The 13,911-nt window shown below is 60.1% G+C and carries 18 protein-coding genes and 1 tRNA gene; 7 read left to right on the top strand and 12 right to left on the bottom strand.

Annotated elements, in window-relative coordinates:
- The first annotated feature begins 32 nt into the window (after positions 1-32).
- Positions 33-722 (top strand): calcium-binding protein, encoded by a 690-nt coding sequence (locus AC1DYF_RS26140; protein WP_477879909.1) that lies wholly within the window; start codon positions 33-35, stop codon positions 720-722.
- A 257-nt stretch (positions 723-979) separates the two neighbouring features.
- Positions 980-2,203 carry a UbiH/UbiF family hydroxylase gene (locus tag AC1DYF_RS26135; protein ID WP_477879907.1) on the top strand — a complete coding sequence of 408 codons (1,224 nt, stop codon included), beginning with the start codon at positions 980-982 and terminating at the stop codon, positions 2,201-2,203.
- Between the two features lie 3 nt (positions 2,204-2,206).
- On the opposite strand, the gene AC1DYF_RS26130 is transcribed toward AC1DYF_RS26135, so the two are convergent.
- A complete protein-coding gene (locus AC1DYF_RS26130; protein ID WP_477879976.1) occupies positions 2,207-2,956 on the bottom strand; it encodes a cytochrome c biogenesis CcdA family protein in 750 nt (249 codons plus the stop codon).
- A 183-nt stretch (positions 2,957-3,139) separates the two neighbouring features.
- Between AC1DYF_RS26130 and AC1DYF_RS26125 the strand changes: the two genes are divergently transcribed.
- Positions 3,140-3,215 (top strand) — tRNA-Lys (locus AC1DYF_RS26125).
- A gap of 178 nt (positions 3,216-3,393) precedes the next feature.
- On the opposite strand, the gene AC1DYF_RS26120 is transcribed toward AC1DYF_RS26125, so the two are convergent.
- Together AC1DYF_RS26120 and AC1DYF_RS26115 are read right to left on the bottom strand one after the other, a co-directional pair.
- The gene (locus tag AC1DYF_RS26120; RefSeq protein ID WP_477879905.1) at positions 3,394-4,158 is read right to left on the bottom strand and encodes a hypothetical protein; all 765 of its coding nucleotides are present in this window, start codon (positions 4,156-4,158) and stop codon (positions 3,394-3,396) included.
- A complete protein-coding gene (locus AC1DYF_RS26115; RefSeq protein ID WP_477879903.1) occupies positions 4,158-4,493 on the bottom strand; it encodes a hypothetical protein in 336 nt (111 codons plus the stop codon). Before AC1DYF_RS26115 ends, AC1DYF_RS26120 begins: the two co-directional genes overlap by 1 nt.
- A gap of 449 nt (positions 4,494-4,942) precedes the next feature.
- Here AC1DYF_RS26115 and AC1DYF_RS26110 point away from each other — a divergent pair, with 449 nt between their 5' ends.
- From AC1DYF_RS26110 to AC1DYF_RS26095, 4 genes are all read left to right on the top strand, one after another.
- Complete coding sequence (locus tag AC1DYF_RS26110; RefSeq protein WP_477879901.1) at positions 4,943-5,566, top strand: hypothetical protein; 624 nt, start codon at positions 4,943-4,945, stop codon at positions 5,564-5,566.
- Complete coding sequence (locus AC1DYF_RS26105; RefSeq protein WP_477879899.1) at positions 5,563-5,928, top strand: hypothetical protein; 366 nt, start codon at positions 5,563-5,565, stop codon at positions 5,926-5,928. Before AC1DYF_RS26110 ends, AC1DYF_RS26105 begins: the two co-directional genes overlap by 4 nt.
- Before the next feature lie 13 nt (positions 5,929-5,941).
- Entirely contained in the window at positions 5,942-6,688 is a 747-nt protein-coding gene (locus tag AC1DYF_RS26100; RefSeq protein WP_477879897.1) for a calcium-binding protein, read from the top strand.
- A 222-nt stretch (positions 6,689-6,910) separates the two neighbouring features.
- Positions 6,911-7,246: a hypothetical protein gene (locus tag AC1DYF_RS26095; RefSeq protein ID WP_477879895.1), complete on the top strand. Its 336-nt coding sequence runs from the start codon at positions 6,911-6,913 to the stop codon at positions 7,244-7,246.
- A 58-nt stretch (positions 7,247-7,304) separates the two neighbouring features.
- Here the strand turns inward: AC1DYF_RS26095 and AC1DYF_RS26090 are convergent, their stop codons facing one another.
- The 9 genes from AC1DYF_RS26090 to AC1DYF_RS26050 form a co-directional block, all read right to left on the bottom strand.
- On the bottom strand, positions 7,305-7,823 hold the full coding sequence (locus AC1DYF_RS26090; protein WP_477879893.1) for a DUF3102 domain-containing protein: 519 nt from the start codon (positions 7,821-7,823) through the stop codon (positions 7,305-7,307).
- Between the two features lie 59 nt (positions 7,824-7,882).
- Positions 7,883-8,599 (bottom strand): hypothetical protein, encoded by a 717-nt coding sequence (locus AC1DYF_RS26085; RefSeq protein WP_477879891.1) that lies wholly within the window; start codon positions 8,597-8,599, stop codon positions 7,883-7,885.
- Position 8,600: 1 nt separating this feature from the next.
- Positions 8,601-9,620 (bottom strand): hypothetical protein, encoded by a 1,020-nt coding sequence (locus AC1DYF_RS26080; protein ID WP_477879889.1) that lies wholly within the window; start codon positions 9,618-9,620, stop codon positions 8,601-8,603.
- Position 9,621: 1 nt separating this feature from the next.
- Entirely contained in the window at positions 9,622-10,191 is a 570-nt protein-coding gene (locus AC1DYF_RS26075; RefSeq protein WP_477879887.1) for an HK97 gp10 family phage protein, read from the bottom strand.
- Between the two features lie 121 nt (positions 10,192-10,312).
- The gene (locus AC1DYF_RS26070) at positions 10,313-10,969 is read right to left on the bottom strand and encodes a hypothetical protein (protein WP_477879885.1); all 657 of its coding nucleotides are present in this window, start codon (positions 10,967-10,969) and stop codon (positions 10,313-10,315) included.
- Between the two features lie 26 nt (positions 10,970-10,995).
- The gene (locus AC1DYF_RS26065) at positions 10,996-11,751 is read right to left on the bottom strand and encodes a hypothetical protein (RefSeq protein WP_477879883.1); all 756 of its coding nucleotides are present in this window, start codon (positions 11,749-11,751) and stop codon (positions 10,996-10,998) included.
- A 16-nt stretch (positions 11,752-11,767) separates the two neighbouring features.
- Positions 11,768-13,240, bottom strand: coding sequence for a terminase large subunit domain-containing protein (locus AC1DYF_RS26060; protein ID WP_477879974.1), 1,473 nt, complete (start codon positions 13,238-13,240; stop codon positions 11,768-11,770).
- Positions 13,237-13,482: a hypothetical protein gene (locus AC1DYF_RS26055; protein WP_477879881.1), complete on the bottom strand. Its 246-nt coding sequence runs from the start codon at positions 13,480-13,482 to the stop codon at positions 13,237-13,239. The genes AC1DYF_RS26060 and AC1DYF_RS26055 overlap by 4 nt, the downstream gene beginning before the upstream one ends.
- A complete protein-coding gene (locus AC1DYF_RS26050; RefSeq protein ID WP_477879879.1) occupies positions 13,479-13,868 on the bottom strand; it encodes a hypothetical protein in 390 nt (129 codons plus the stop codon). The genes AC1DYF_RS26055 and AC1DYF_RS26050 overlap by 4 nt, the downstream gene beginning before the upstream one ends.
- Between the last annotated feature and the right edge of the window lie 43 nt (positions 13,869-13,911).

The following is a 13,911-nucleotide window of genomic DNA, read 5'->3' as shown; positions in this document are numbered from 1 at the left end:
GCGAGGCAACACGTTTAACTTGGAGGTGAAGCATGTCGACGCTCCAATATGGCGAAGCACTGAGCGATCACGGCGACCTTGGGAACTTCTACGCTGGCCTGATCCTGGCCACCGAAGATCAGGCTCCGCGTGAAGCGTTTTATCTCGACAGTGAAACCAGCGACGGCGTGCTCTTTCAAGGCAGCGGCTTCACCTATGACGACCGTGGCCAGCTTCTCACCGGCACGATCACGCAGATCAAGTTCCAAATCAGTGATGACCAACCGCTGGCGATCATCGAAGGGAATTATGATGCTGCAACGCTTTTCCAGGTCTATTCCACGAAGGGCGTCGACGCGCTGCTCAGCAAGATGTTGGCAGGCAACGACACGATCCAGGGCACGCTGTTCGGCGACAGCCTGCTCGGCCTCAAGGGCAATGACAAGATCAGCGGCGGCTTCGGCGACGACGACATCCAGGGCAACAAGGGCAATGATCGCCTGACGGGGAGCGCCGGCGCTGACACGTTCCTCTTCTTCAAGGGTGACGGCAAGGACGTCATCACCGATTTCGATGCCAAGGGCTCCGGCCACGATCTGATCGGCATCACCGCCGATGAGCATTACACGATCGAAGCCGCCGGACATAACACGTTGATCGACTTCGGCCACGGCGACACGATCACCTTGCTCGGCGTCAATTTCCACGATGTCAGTTCACACGATTTCATCATGCCGGCATAGTCGGATCCGCGGCGGCAGTTTGGGCGCTACCGTGTCTCTGTTCGAACGCTCGACCAGCGTCTGGGGAGACCCTTAACCCAACTCCCGTTGGTCCAGAAAATATTGGATGGCGGAATTGCGATACTGGTCGACCAGAATTCGCAGGCACTCAAGCTTTGCCGGCGGCAAATCGTGCTGCTGCGGCAATCGCCCATGGAATTGCCATGCTCCAGAGGCTAGATAGGTCTTACAAGGGACCAGCACGCGGGAGTCGGGCCATGGACACATTCGAAATCGCCGTCGTCGGTGGCGGACTGGCCGGTTCCATCGCCGCCATCGCCTTCGCGGGCCAGGGGTTTTCCGTCGCCTTCATTGCGCCGGCCGACAAGCGGGCCGACAGCCGCACGACGGCGTTGATGGACAATTCGCTGCAATTCCTCACCCAGCTCGATCTCTGGGAGAAAATCCGTCCGCATGCAGCGGCGCTGCAGACCATGCAGATCATCGACGGCACGAACCGCCTGCTGCGCGCGCCGACAGTGGCCTTCCGTGCCGCGGAGATCAATCTCGAAGCGTTTGGCTACAACATCCCCAATGCCGCATTCCTCGACGTGCTTGGCCAGGCAATCGCGGCCAGGGCTGGCATTACCATGTTCGACGGAACAGTCGACCGCGTCGAGCTTGCCGACACCGGCACGCATCTGACGCTCGCGGACGGCACAGCGCTGACGGCCGGGCTTGTGGTTGGCGCCGATGGCCGGAAATCCAAAGTCCGCCAGGCGGCCGGCATCGACGTCAGGACGACAACCTATCCGCAGACGGCGCTGGTGCTCAACTTTGCCCATGACCTGCCGCATCGCAATATCTCGACCGAATTCCACACCGAAACCGGCCCCTTCACAATTGTGCCGCTCGGCGACAAGCGCTCGAGCCTGGTCTGGGTCGTCAAGCCGGACCAAGCCAAGGACTTGGTCGACATGACCGACGAGGCGCTCAACCGCCGGATCGAGGAGCGTACGGGCTCCATGCTCGGCAAGGTGAAGATCGAGACGCGGCCGCAGGGTTGGCCCTTGACGGCCGAGACAGCGCGCGCTTTCGGCAAGGGCGGCGCCGTGCTGGTCGGGGAAGCAGCGCATGTCTTCCCGCCGATCGGCGCACAGGGCCTCAATCTCAGCCTGCGCGACATCGGCTCGGCGGTGGATCTCGCCGTCAAGGCACGCACTGAGGCCCGGTCGCTCGCCATTGGCGATGCCTATGATCGGACGCGGCGCACGGACGTGCTGACGCGCACCGCCGGCATTGATCTGCTCAATCGTTCGCTGCTCTCCGGTTTCCTGCCGGTGCAGATGCTGCGTGCGGCGGGCTTGCAGCTGCTTTCATCGGTTCCGCCGCTCCGGCATTTCCTGATGCAGGAAGGCGTGGCGCCAGGGCGTGCCATGAAGAGCTTTCCGGACTTTTTGCGCAAGGCCGCAGAGCGCGCCCGGCCTCATACAAGAGCGTAAAGCTCAGCCGATCTTCATCAGCCCCGGAAAGGTCTGCTGGAACCAGATCGAGATATCGCCGACATAGCCGAAGATGAAGGCAAGCCCGGTCAGCACCAGAAGGCCGCCAAGACCCTTCTCCACCAGTCCGAGATGCCGGCGGAAACGGACGAGGAAGGCCATGAACAGCCCGGAAAATGCAGCCGCCAGCCAGAATGGCACGGCGAGCCCGAGCGAATAGATGCCCAACAGCCCGGCCCCCTGCCCCACCGTCTGCTGCGAGGCGGCAACGGCAAGGATGGCGCCCAGGATTGGCCCGATGCAGGGTGTCCAGCCGAAGGCAAAAGCGAGCCCCATAATATAGGCCCCGGTCAGCGTCGACGGCTGGCCGCCGGCCTGGAACCGCGCCTCGCGCGACAGCAGCGGAATTTTCAGCACGCCGAGAAAATTCAGCCCCATGACGATGATGATCACCCCACCGATCTGCGCCAGAATATCGAGATGCTGCCTCAGCAGCATGCCGATCGAGGTGGCGCTGGCGCCAAGCGCCACGAAGACGGTGGCAAAGCCCAGCGTGAAGAACAAAGACGACAGCATGACGGCCTGGCGCGGCGCCCGCTCACTGTCCGCCACCGTCGGGTTGCGGAATTCCTCGATGGAAATGCCTGCCATGTAACAGAGATAGGGTGGCACGAGCGGCAGCACGCAGGGAGACAGGAAAGACAGCGCGCCGGCTGCAACGGCACTCACATAGGAAATCTCGGCGGCGGCCAACGGCGTCTCCACTCATCTTCGTCAGGCGTACTTAGTGAAGCTTGTCGGCAAGCGCCAGTCACCTTTTCTTGAGATTTGTCTGTGCCGACAGAGAAAATTTGTCGCACGGAGACTTGACCGGCAAAAGCCGCTTCGCATATGTATCGCCCGACTCTGCGGGACCGGAAATGGCCACCCGCGTGAGAGCGCGTAGCTCAGCCGGTAGAGCAACTGACTTTTAATCAGTAGGTCATGGGTTCGAATCCCATCGCGCTCACCAAAAACCCAACAAAATCAACTATTTCCGAGACGGTTTTCAACCACAGACACGGACGTCATTTTCGTGTCCGCAGCATGTCCGAAATTTCGCTTTGTGTCGTTTTTTGTGTCCGCAGTGGGCATAAATGACAAACCCGGCCACCGAAGCAGCCGGGCCGAAAGTCCCAACAACCGTTGGGTTATTGCCGCACGATTCGCAGAACGGCGCCGCGAGGATCGATCTCGGGAATAAGCCACTCCGTCCCGGCGAGCGCACTGTGGGCCTGCTGGAGCGCCTTTACCGGCACATCCGGCTGGTAGACGCCGCCGCCTTCCTTCAGCATGCGTTCAGCCAGCCGGTTGCCACTGCCGTCGAAGTCGTCGCTTAGGCATCCGAGGAACTCGTCGGCATAGCCGGAATAGTCGGCCTCATCACCGTTGAGATCGAGCTCGTCGCCATTGGGCTCGGTATCGCCGCCGTCCTCGTCGTCATCGTCCTGGGATTTGCTCTTGCTCCAGATGCCATTTTGACCGGCTGCCGAGAACTCCTCACCCTCGTCGCCGCGTCCAAGATTGCCGATTTGCATACCGCGCTCCGGCCACCCAAGCAGGGGCTCGCCTTCGTCTAGCTGCCATGTCGACAACGGGGCAAGCGCCTGCTCCTGGTCGATGTCCGATGTCCAGCCGAGTGAGGGTTCACCCTGCTCGCCTTCGACAAGCCCTGCCGCATCGCCATAGCCGCTGTCATCGGGTTCACGATCGTCGCCATCGTCTTCGGCGTCGTCGAACACGGCAGCGTTCTCGCCGTCCACCCATCGGACTTGAGAGCGCCAGTCCCGACTCTCGGGGGCGCCAAGAGTTGGCTCAAGATCGACGTCGCCATCAAGGATGTCGAGGAGCGTGATCATTTCCTCTATGCGGGCTTCCAGGGCGCGCCGCTTGCGTTCAAGTGCTGAGGGCCTCATCACAAGCCCTCCCTGTCGTGCGCCGCTGTGCTGGCGAAATAGAAGCCGTGCCCGCCTTCCTGAGCCGGATAGATGCGGACATGAAAGCGCCCGCCGCAATAGTCGTTCAGCGCCTCAGACAAGGCCGCTGAGAGGCGTTCGACCTTCTGGGCCGGATGCTCGTCGCCTTCGACCGCAGCAAAGCCAACGGCGTATTCTGTGCTGGCAGGCATGATATGCGCTGCCCACTTCGGGTCGTCGCACGCCGCAAGGGCTTCGGAGAGTTCGCGGCCTAGGCCCCTTGCCTTCAGCCATGGGTGCTCGCCCTGGGGCGATTCTGCTGTTTGGGTGTTCATTGTCGTACTCGCTGGTTGGACCCGCTGTTCAAGGCGGGGGCAAATGTTGCACGCTGCTACTTTTGCCGATGCCGGTGGCAGACCGGTAGCCGGGAGTTGAACACCTGCCAGCGAGACAGGCCTGTGCTTTTTAAGGGCAAGCCCTCTGGACAGCAGCACAGCTCCCGGCGTATAAAATCGCCGTTCGGAAGCCGTGCCGCCAAGCACGTCCGTTTGTTTCTCAATTTGAGAAACATTTCACCGCTGCCCAACGCTGCCAGGCGTCGAGGCAATTCCTGCCAGGGAATTTTAGCGGTTATCGCTAGTCCGGGTGTTCAAGCCCACGGAGAGCATTTCACGATTTGCTCAATTTCACAAGCACCCCGTTCGCGGGGGTAGCCTTGTGCGTGCGGCTGACATCTGCCAAATTCAATCGCAGCGGGTTTCAGAACCAGGCGAGAGGGGTGAGGATGACCGGCTGGCTGACAGTTCTCTTGGGTACGGTAGCTGTGGCAATCGCGCTGGCGCAATGGCTCGTCGCACGGCAAAAGTTCGTCCTCGACCTATTCGATCGACGTCACAGGGCCTACACGGATGTGGTGACAGCCGTTCGTCCTGCGATAGTCAGCCTCAGAATGACCGACGAGGAACGACGCAATTTGAGGGCGGCGATCGAGAATTCCAAGTTCTTGTTCGGCAGCGACGTCAACGACTATCTGCAGGTTTTGTGGAAAGTGGTCGTCAGACTGGACTATTGGAATAACATTTACGGCACAGATCACCCGGACGCCGGAGCAGCCCCGGAAGCCCTAGAGCGAGCAGCGCTGAAAATCGGTGATTTCTTCACAGAGTATCCAGCTCTTTGCGCCCCCTACATGATGATGCCAGAGAAGCGCGTCCGAACCCCTATAGGTGGTTTAACGACCGCAATGCGCTGCGCAAGAGCTACGGCGACGAACCTCGCTCCATCGATCTACCAGAGCAGTGAGCACCCCGCCTTTCCAAGGGTGACTGCTTGCGTCTTGACTATTGCGTGTGCTGTGTCAGGCTGCACCGATAAGACGCGAGGGGCGCCTTTCGGGGGAATGCAATGAAAATCAGACTACTTGCCACGCTGGTGATTTGCGCGCTTGCGTCATCTTGTGCGGTCACGGTGCCGGTCGCGGTGATTTCTCAAAACGGTGATGTCATGCGCGGCACTGCAACGGCCGATATGAAGCAGGGATCGTTCCGTGTCGCCGGCAAGATCCACGGCCGACAAACGACGTGCGAGGGCACCTATGACCAATGGGACACTTCGGTTACGATCTCGATGGCGGTTCACTGCGCCGATGGGCGCAAAGGCATTGTCATGGCCACGAGAGACGCCTCAGGACTCTCAGGCCAAGGCCGCGTGCGGCTGACCGACGGCACTGAAGCCGACTTCATCTTCGGCAAGGCCGCGGCGAAGATCTGATAGGGAATGTAATATGGTAGACATTACGATCAGCCGAAACACTTCCGAATTTGACCAGTTTCAGCTTCTTCTAAGCGGCCTCTACCCGGGTGAAGTCGAGATCCACACCGCAAACGAGTACAAGGTGGCCGGCGGCCTGCTTAATACAGTCGACGAAGCGACAGGCCACGATCTCCGATATGACAACAAAGGCGTTCCAATATCCGGTACGCTTACAGGCTGGACCGAAAATTATTTGGGCGAGATCGTCAAAATCGAAGGCGTTAATGTCTCTGCCGCTCATGTCGCTTATGTCGGCAAAACCAACAAATGGGCCGATGATATTCACCTCTTGCAGAAAATCCTCAGCGGAGACGATACAATCACCGGAGGCGCAAACCAGGAAACGCTTTATGGCTATTCCGGCGACGACGTCCTAACCGGCGGCAAAGGCGATGACACACTTGTCGGCGCGCTTGGTCGCGATACTCTGAACGGGGGAGCGGGATCGAACTCGCTTGTCGGCGGAGATGGGCGAGACACGTTCGTTTTTGCTAGGTATGCCAGCGGCTATAGTCTGATAGATGACTTCCATGCGAACGGAAAAGATCATGATGTAATCGACCTACGCAGTTTCGACAGCATTCATAAATTTTCCCAACTCTGGCATCACATGACCGAGTTCGGTGGCGACACCACGCTTACCATCGGACACATAAGCTTCGATCTTCTTCGCATCAGTATTCGAGAATTGGATGGGCATGACTTTATCTTTGCCTGATGAGGATGTTCGCGACTGCTTAGCCGTGACGAAGGCATGTGCATGACACACATACCCTGCGCAATTTTGCGCATACCCAGGTCTGCTGAATTTTAAGCAGACCCTGCAGGTATTGCCATGAGGGCAATGCCTCTCGTCCGTGGCGGCCGAAAGGTATGGTCATGACGACCATACCTTGACTCCGGCCGGCGCCGTGGCAGATTTCCCTGTCAGGGGGACACCATGACACATCCGACGGAACTATACGACTTGGACGAAAAGCAACTGCTCGAGCGGATCGCAGGGGCAAGCCCGAATTCCGAACATGCGTTTTCGATTCGTATGGAATTCGAAAGAAGGGCCGCGGTCGCTCAATTGTCGGCCGCGCGATCGGCAGAGGCGTCAGCGCAGGCCGGCATCAAAGCTTCCGAATATGCGAAAACGGCCGCTGATCATGCAAGAGCGACGGCAAAATGGACAATGATTTCGGCTATCGCGATTGCCTTGTCGACTGCTTTGGTCGCCGTGACTACATACACCCAAGTTCAAAGCTACGTCTCGGCGCGGCAACATCCATAATGGTACATCCGCATGGTTGGGCGGAGGTCTGGACTTCGCGCCAATCGGCACGAAGTTCTCACGCTGCTCGCCCCAAATTTGTCCGCTGGCGATCGTCCAGCGTTTCCGGCTCGATGGTGCGGCTTTGCCCTTGCTCGCGCTGAGCGCCTTCCCTCGCCTTTGCATTCGCCAATTTGATGAACCGGCTCGCCTGCGACCATGAAATCCCGCTCTCGTCCTCTACCCAACGACGGAAATGGCCGCGGGGAAGCTGCGCTTTCATAGCAATCAGCTTTTGACCGAGCTCGACCTGCCGGGCGATTGGGACATGCTGGCCTTTGTCCGGCAACTGCGGCCGAACCTCCCGGACAGCCACAAGGCCATTTGCCTCCGGCGCCATCAACTTCGAGAATGCGGCTATGACCGCTTGCCGCTCATCGTCTGACAGCTTCTTGAATTGGGGAATGGTCATCCCGAGCCCGAAGGCCATCGGAGCAACGAACCGGTTCGGGCCGTGGATGTTCCGTAGCCGGTGAAGCTGCCAATTGTTGAGGTGCCGGAGCGTGCCGATGCCTTCGACTTCGATTTCGGTGATCATGCCGCCTCCTGTAAAACCTCTTCAACTATTGAATGGGTTTCGGCGAACCGATCAAGGCATCACGCTGCCTTCCGGGTCGGATCGATCGGCTCGCCGATGACATCGGGCCAGGTGCGCAGCGTCTCGGTTCGGGCGCCGCGGGCGTCGATCGTGGTCAAGTCGACGTGACCGCCAACACACCACACGGGTTTGCCGTCGATCGTGCCCGGCCGTCCGCGCATGATCTCCATCATCCCGAGTCCAGCGCGGCGGACGAAGGCGGGAATCGGCTCGTTCGGCTTGGGGAATAGCCCGGCGCGCTCCACGTCCTCGGTTCTCATGGGCGTGCCTGACCAATAGACCATGCCAGGGTCCCAAACCTCAAACGGAGTGCGCTTCGTGACGTCCTCGCCCGTGGCAAGTCGTCGGTCGCGCTGGTAAGTCGAAAAGGATCGAGCGACGGCACCCTTGCCCTCGATAAAGGCGCTGACGAGGAAATGCGCGCCGCCCTGGTCCGCAGAGATACCCGGCCGATCTCGTAGCCCGTCGGCGAAGGCCTGAAGGGTGGCGATCGTCTCCGCGGTGCCGAGAATGTCAGCTCGATTGCAGATTTCTTCTTGGATCTTCTCGACAACGGCCAAATGCCCCCTCGCCGTCACAGCGAGCGGCGCGCGCTTGGCGCGGAAAGCCTTGCATCGCACGAAGGCAAGCGTCTGGTCGGCCGCGTCCCAGACCGCGCCATCGGTGAGGAGATAGGCAGGCTGCTGCGGGAAGGCGAAGGAAATGAACGTCGACATTTCAGCTTACCCTCAAAAACATGCCGGTGTTGCCGTTGGCGACGCGGCACATGGCCTGCCATGTCGTGCCGGATCCTGGAGAGCTGCCGCCGCCGGTTCCTGCGCTGTCGCTGTAGGCCAAATTCGCGCCGGAAGTGGTCGCTCCCGCGTTCAGGATGCCACCAGAGCTATTTTTCATCGTGGCATAGGTGCCGTTGCCTCCGACCGACAGGCCTGACGATCCTTGCGCTACCAGGGTGGTTGGATCGGCTATCTTTGCGACGGTAATCGATCCATCAATGTAATTCCGGGTGTCGCAGGCGTCGTCGGCCAAATGGGCATTTGTGATGCCTGGGCTGACGTAATGGCCGCCATATACCCAACTGGAGGCTTGTCCGCTCGCGTTGACGTGCCTCAGCCAGATATAGACGCCTGTGCCTGCAGCCCATGGGCGAAAAATCCAAACTTGCGGGGTCGCGCCGTACCCTCGCGATACAGCGCTGGCAAATATCGAGCTATCATCTGTCGGGCCGACTGTGCTGCTCGTCCCCAATGCTATGTCCGTGCGGACATAATCAGGGTCGTCGATTTGCGCCCATGAGAGGGGGAAGCCCAACGGTGACGCCGCTGTTCCCATCGTGACCACGGACGGAGCAGCGGGCGCGGTTGATTTCTTCACCGGCTGAAACCCGGCATAGCTGGAAAACGGGTTCGATGTGGTCAGCACGACACAGTTGGTCGTCCAATTGCCAGGCGCGCCGGCAAAGTTCCGTGCCCTGACACGGGCCCGATAGAACTTGCTGGTATTGGCCCTAAACGTGAAGGTTTCCAAGCCCGCCGGCGCGGTGCCGCCAAGGCCGGTGACCGTCCACGGGCCGCCAGACGTATCTGATCGCGAGACTTCAACGTCGTAGCGGACAGTGCCGCTCACGGGCAGCCAGGACACGGTGGTGGCGATGTCGATCGTGCCGTCGCCGTTGACGTCCTGACTGTCCTGGATGCGGAATGTCGGCGCCAGCGCGGTATTCGGATCGAAGAGCATGTTATTTCCCCTTATCCTTTGCCTGTGCTTCCGCGGCCTTTTGTTCCACGATCTGTTGCCAGTTCTGAGCGGCTGATCGGACGAATGCGCGCGGCGCGCGGTTCTCGCCGCCGTATTCAGCGACACGGGCATATGCCGCGACGTAACCGAAATAGAGTGTGGCGCCGGGTTCCGCGCCGGCAATGATGGCCTCGACCTCACCAGCATCGTAGTTGTAGGTCTGGCCTTCCTTAGGCACCGCGGAAGAGTCAATGACTGGCATCGCTGTTGTGGAAGCGTGAAGTGAAGATCTCAGAAATCCGGTGTCCACGGGCATGTTGCCAGCTGCGCCGAAGCCTCGCATATTCACCGGGCCAACAGCCTTCTTGAGATTGCCCCGCTCACCATTCGCCTTGACCTTACCCAAGCCGGCGCCCTTGCTGATCGCATCTGCCGTCGACGCCATCGAAGGGCCCTCCGTCTGCATCTGTCGCACGACTTCCTGAGCGGACTCCTTGACGACCTGATCGATGCGCTCTTTCGCCATTTCGGCGAAAGCGGCCACTTGAGCGGCAAAAGATTGATTGGCCATTGGACCCTCGCTTATTCCTTGAAGTCGCGCGCCGGGAGAGCCGAAAGGATAAACGTTCCCCCGGCGCGCTGGCCTGACCGTGGATGGGCGGCCGGCTTGGTTGAATTCAGCGTCGCCATGATCAGGCCGCCGCCTGCCCTGCCCACGCCTCATAGGCGGCGTTCGGGCTGTCGAGGAATCCGGTTTCGTCCTTCATGTCGCCTGTGGCGAAGTTGACCGCGACGTCGAGCACGGTGGCCGCCTCCTCGATCTCATCGAGCACCGCGAGCGTCGGCCCGAAATCCCGCTCGACAATCCGCTTTTGCACGTCGGCGAGGAACTGGGGCGTCGCGCCGATCATCTGCGGCGGGAGCTCGAAAACGGCCTGGATGACGATGTCGGGCATGCTGTCGTCAAAGAGCACCGCAGCCTTGCCGCTCTGATCCATGCCCTTGATCCATGCCCGCACTTCGGAGCGCAACATCGCGGCGACAAGGTCGGTTTTGTCGACCGGCTTGAGGCCGAGTGCCGCGCGGCGGGATTTCACGTCGTCTCGCATCCGCTTGACCATGGCCGAAGCCTGATTGAGCGCCGGCAGCGTCTCGGTACGGGCAAATTCCCGAAGCTTTTCGGAGATCCCGGCTTTCGTGAGCTTGCCCTCTTTCCGGAGCGCCTCGCCCTGGTTTCTGATCCGGATGCCAGCGCCGGTGGCGCCGACAAAAGCGTTTTGGATCGAAAGGAAATCGGAGACATGCGAAAGCCGCTGCAGCCGTTCCCGAATGTTGTCATATTTGTCCATGGCAAAGTGTCCTTTCGTGCGCGCGTTTAGGATTCAACGTAAAGCGGGACGCCCGGCCCTGTCGGCCCCGGACCTTGAGGCCCGCCCGGCTGGCCGAAGCGAGGGCTTTCGCCAATCGGCGTGTACCAAAAATATCGCACCGGTGCGGGGTACCGTGACGGGTCGCCCGGCGCTCCGTTGAGATTGGCCTGTTCGGCCTTGCGCTCGGTCCCGGTATAGGTGGCGAGAATTTGATCGGCTCTCGGCTGAATGGCCTCAAGCCACCGCGGCGAGATCGAATTGGCGTAAACCGGATGCACAAGAGAGCCGGGCAGCGCCGCAGCGCCTTCCCCGAATGTTCTGAGGTCAGGGACGCTCGTCATCGTAATGCGCTTGTTCGCGACAACCTTGTCATAGGCCGCCACTTCGATGTAGGCGGCCCGGATGGCGTTGATCACCGTGAAATAGGCGGCGCCGGCCGTGTCCCTCGCCGCCGCGATCGTTGCCGCGGACGTCACCGGATACGAGGCAATGATCTGATCGGCGCGGGTCTTGGCGGCATCGAGCCAGACGCCCGACACGCTCGGGGCGTAGACTGGATGAAGCAAAACGTGCGGCAACGCTGTGAGCGCACCGGCAAAGCCTCGGGTGTCGACGGTATTGGCCAATGCGAGGTTGTTGTTACGAACCGCGACGTCATAACCGAATAGCTCGACGTAGGCCGCGCGGATCGCGCCGATAGCCGTTGCATAAGCGGATCCGGCCGCATCGCGGGCAGTCACAAAATTATCGCCTGTAGCCATCGTGATATCCTTTCTTTCAATGTCTGCCCGGCAAGGCAAAATGCTCTACGCGGATTGAGCCCATTCTGGTGCCGTAAGTGCCGAATAGGGCCGTGACTTCGTTCTTTGCCTTTGAGCATAGCCAAACCGCTCCGGCTGCGGCATTTGCCAAGTCGTCGTGAAGCCCCGCCGGATGGTCGACGCGGTCCTTGCCAGTTGAGAACGTGCGCCGCTCCAATGCGCCGAATTGTCCACAAAGACGCTTGCTGTCCAGAAGACGAAGCCTTCCAGCTGTGAACAATGGGAGGGTTTCAAGGTAGATTTGCGAGCGGTCCAAGTCTGAGGCCTTGTAGGCGATGCCATTGGCCTTGAACGCCTCGATCACGAAGCCGACTGCATACCGGTCTGCGACAACTTCGTGGATTCCGTAAGCCTTGAAGAGTTGCGCGACCTCCGTCGCTACTTCGGTCGGATTAAATGGCGGCCGGCGCTCATAGATCGCATCGAGGACGGCGGTGTCCCCATCTTCATGACTGACTGCAGCCGTGAAACTGTCCTTGCCGGTGCCTCCGGCCACGTCCGCAAACCCGAAATATCGGACATGGTTGAGGCGCGGCCTAGACGTAACGCCTGTGTCGACAACGGCCTCGATCAGCTCACGCGGCAAGAAATCTGTGATGTCGCTCCGAAATTCGCCTAGCCATTCCGCCCGGCCCTTTTCCGGGTCTTCGTCCATCGCCTCTTGAATTTCGGCAGCATCAAGTGTCGGGTTCATCAGGATCGACGGAGCCTGGATCACAAGCACGCGGTCGCTATCCTTGCCGAAGTGTTTCGCGTATTTCTGGTATAGCAAGCCGGATTTCTTGTAAGGGCTACTGATACCGATGATCATGCTTTCCGGCGCCAAGGTGCTCAGGCCCGGGCGCAGCGCAGAATAGGTTTCGACGTCAGGGCTCGCGGAACTGTCGTCACGGTAGAACGCACATTCGTCCAGGATCGCAAGCAGGATCGTTTTGCCGCGGACAGAGCGAAAATTGTTGGTCGTGACGACGATCTCGACTTGGTTATTGAGGTCAATCCCTGTTTCGCGGCCATCGCCGACAAGCATGTGTTTCAGGTCGTCATGCTCGGCAAACATCGCCTTGACGTAGGAGAGGACAATCTTGGCTTGCTCCCGATCGCTGGCTAGACACGCAACCGTGGCCTTTTCACCAGGCCGCAGCCGGCCAAGGTGGGCTTCCTCGACCGCGGCGACATAGGTGGCAATGCCCGACACGATCGAGTCCTTGCCGCCGCGCCTGCCCACCACGATCCACAGTTCCCGGACGCGCTTGGCCGGCGGCGATCGATCCCCGGCAATCTGATGGAAGATGGCAAGCTCGCTTTCGTCAAGGGCATGGCCGAACGCCGCCTTCAGGACGACGCGCCACGCGTTCCAGGAATCACCCTCGAACCATGGCCCAAGTGCGTCGTCATCGGTCAGAGCTTCGATGATGCTCGGAGACGTCATTGACCGGCCCTCTCGGCTTCGGCCTTGGCGCAGATGGCGTCCAGCCTGTCCAGCTTGTCGAGATAGGCGCCGATCGGCACGCCCATGTTGATTTGCCAGTTGATCGGATCCAGCACGGCCGAGATAATCGCCCGGTCCCGCCATTCGATGATCTGAGGGCGCAGCCGGATAAGGGCGCTCACCAATGCGTCGCGCTTGATCCCGTCTATCGGCTCATCGTGGTCGGCAAGGCTGTCCTTCATGCCGCTGCCTCGCGCTTCGCCATGAGCCTTTCCTTGACCGACTGCCGAGGCTTGGCGAAAGCATCTTTGATCGCAATCTCTCGCTGTGCCCGTTGCGCTTGGTTGGCCGTGCGGACAACGTCATCCGCAGGTACGCCATCACCGCGAAGATGAGCCGCCCTGGTAAGCTCTGCGACAACTGCCAACTCGGCGGCGGTCACAATCTTCAGCGCAAGGATGTCGCCGATTTCGCGCCCGGCCATCGCTGCCGTGAACATGTCGATAAGCTCGCAACGACGACGCCATGCCTTTGAGCGACGATCAAACTTCGGCACGATCTTTCCACGTCCTACCGAAGGCTTATCTGCGGCGTTGGCGCTTGGTTGATTCGTGGTAGTCGAAAGCATGTTTTCACGCTCCAATGCGGATACTGTGCGGACACGATAATTC

The sequence above is a fragment of the Rhizobium sp. P2_G9 genome, from assembly GCF_056403475.1.
This window is presented reverse-complemented; position numbering and strand designations above follow the sequence as displayed.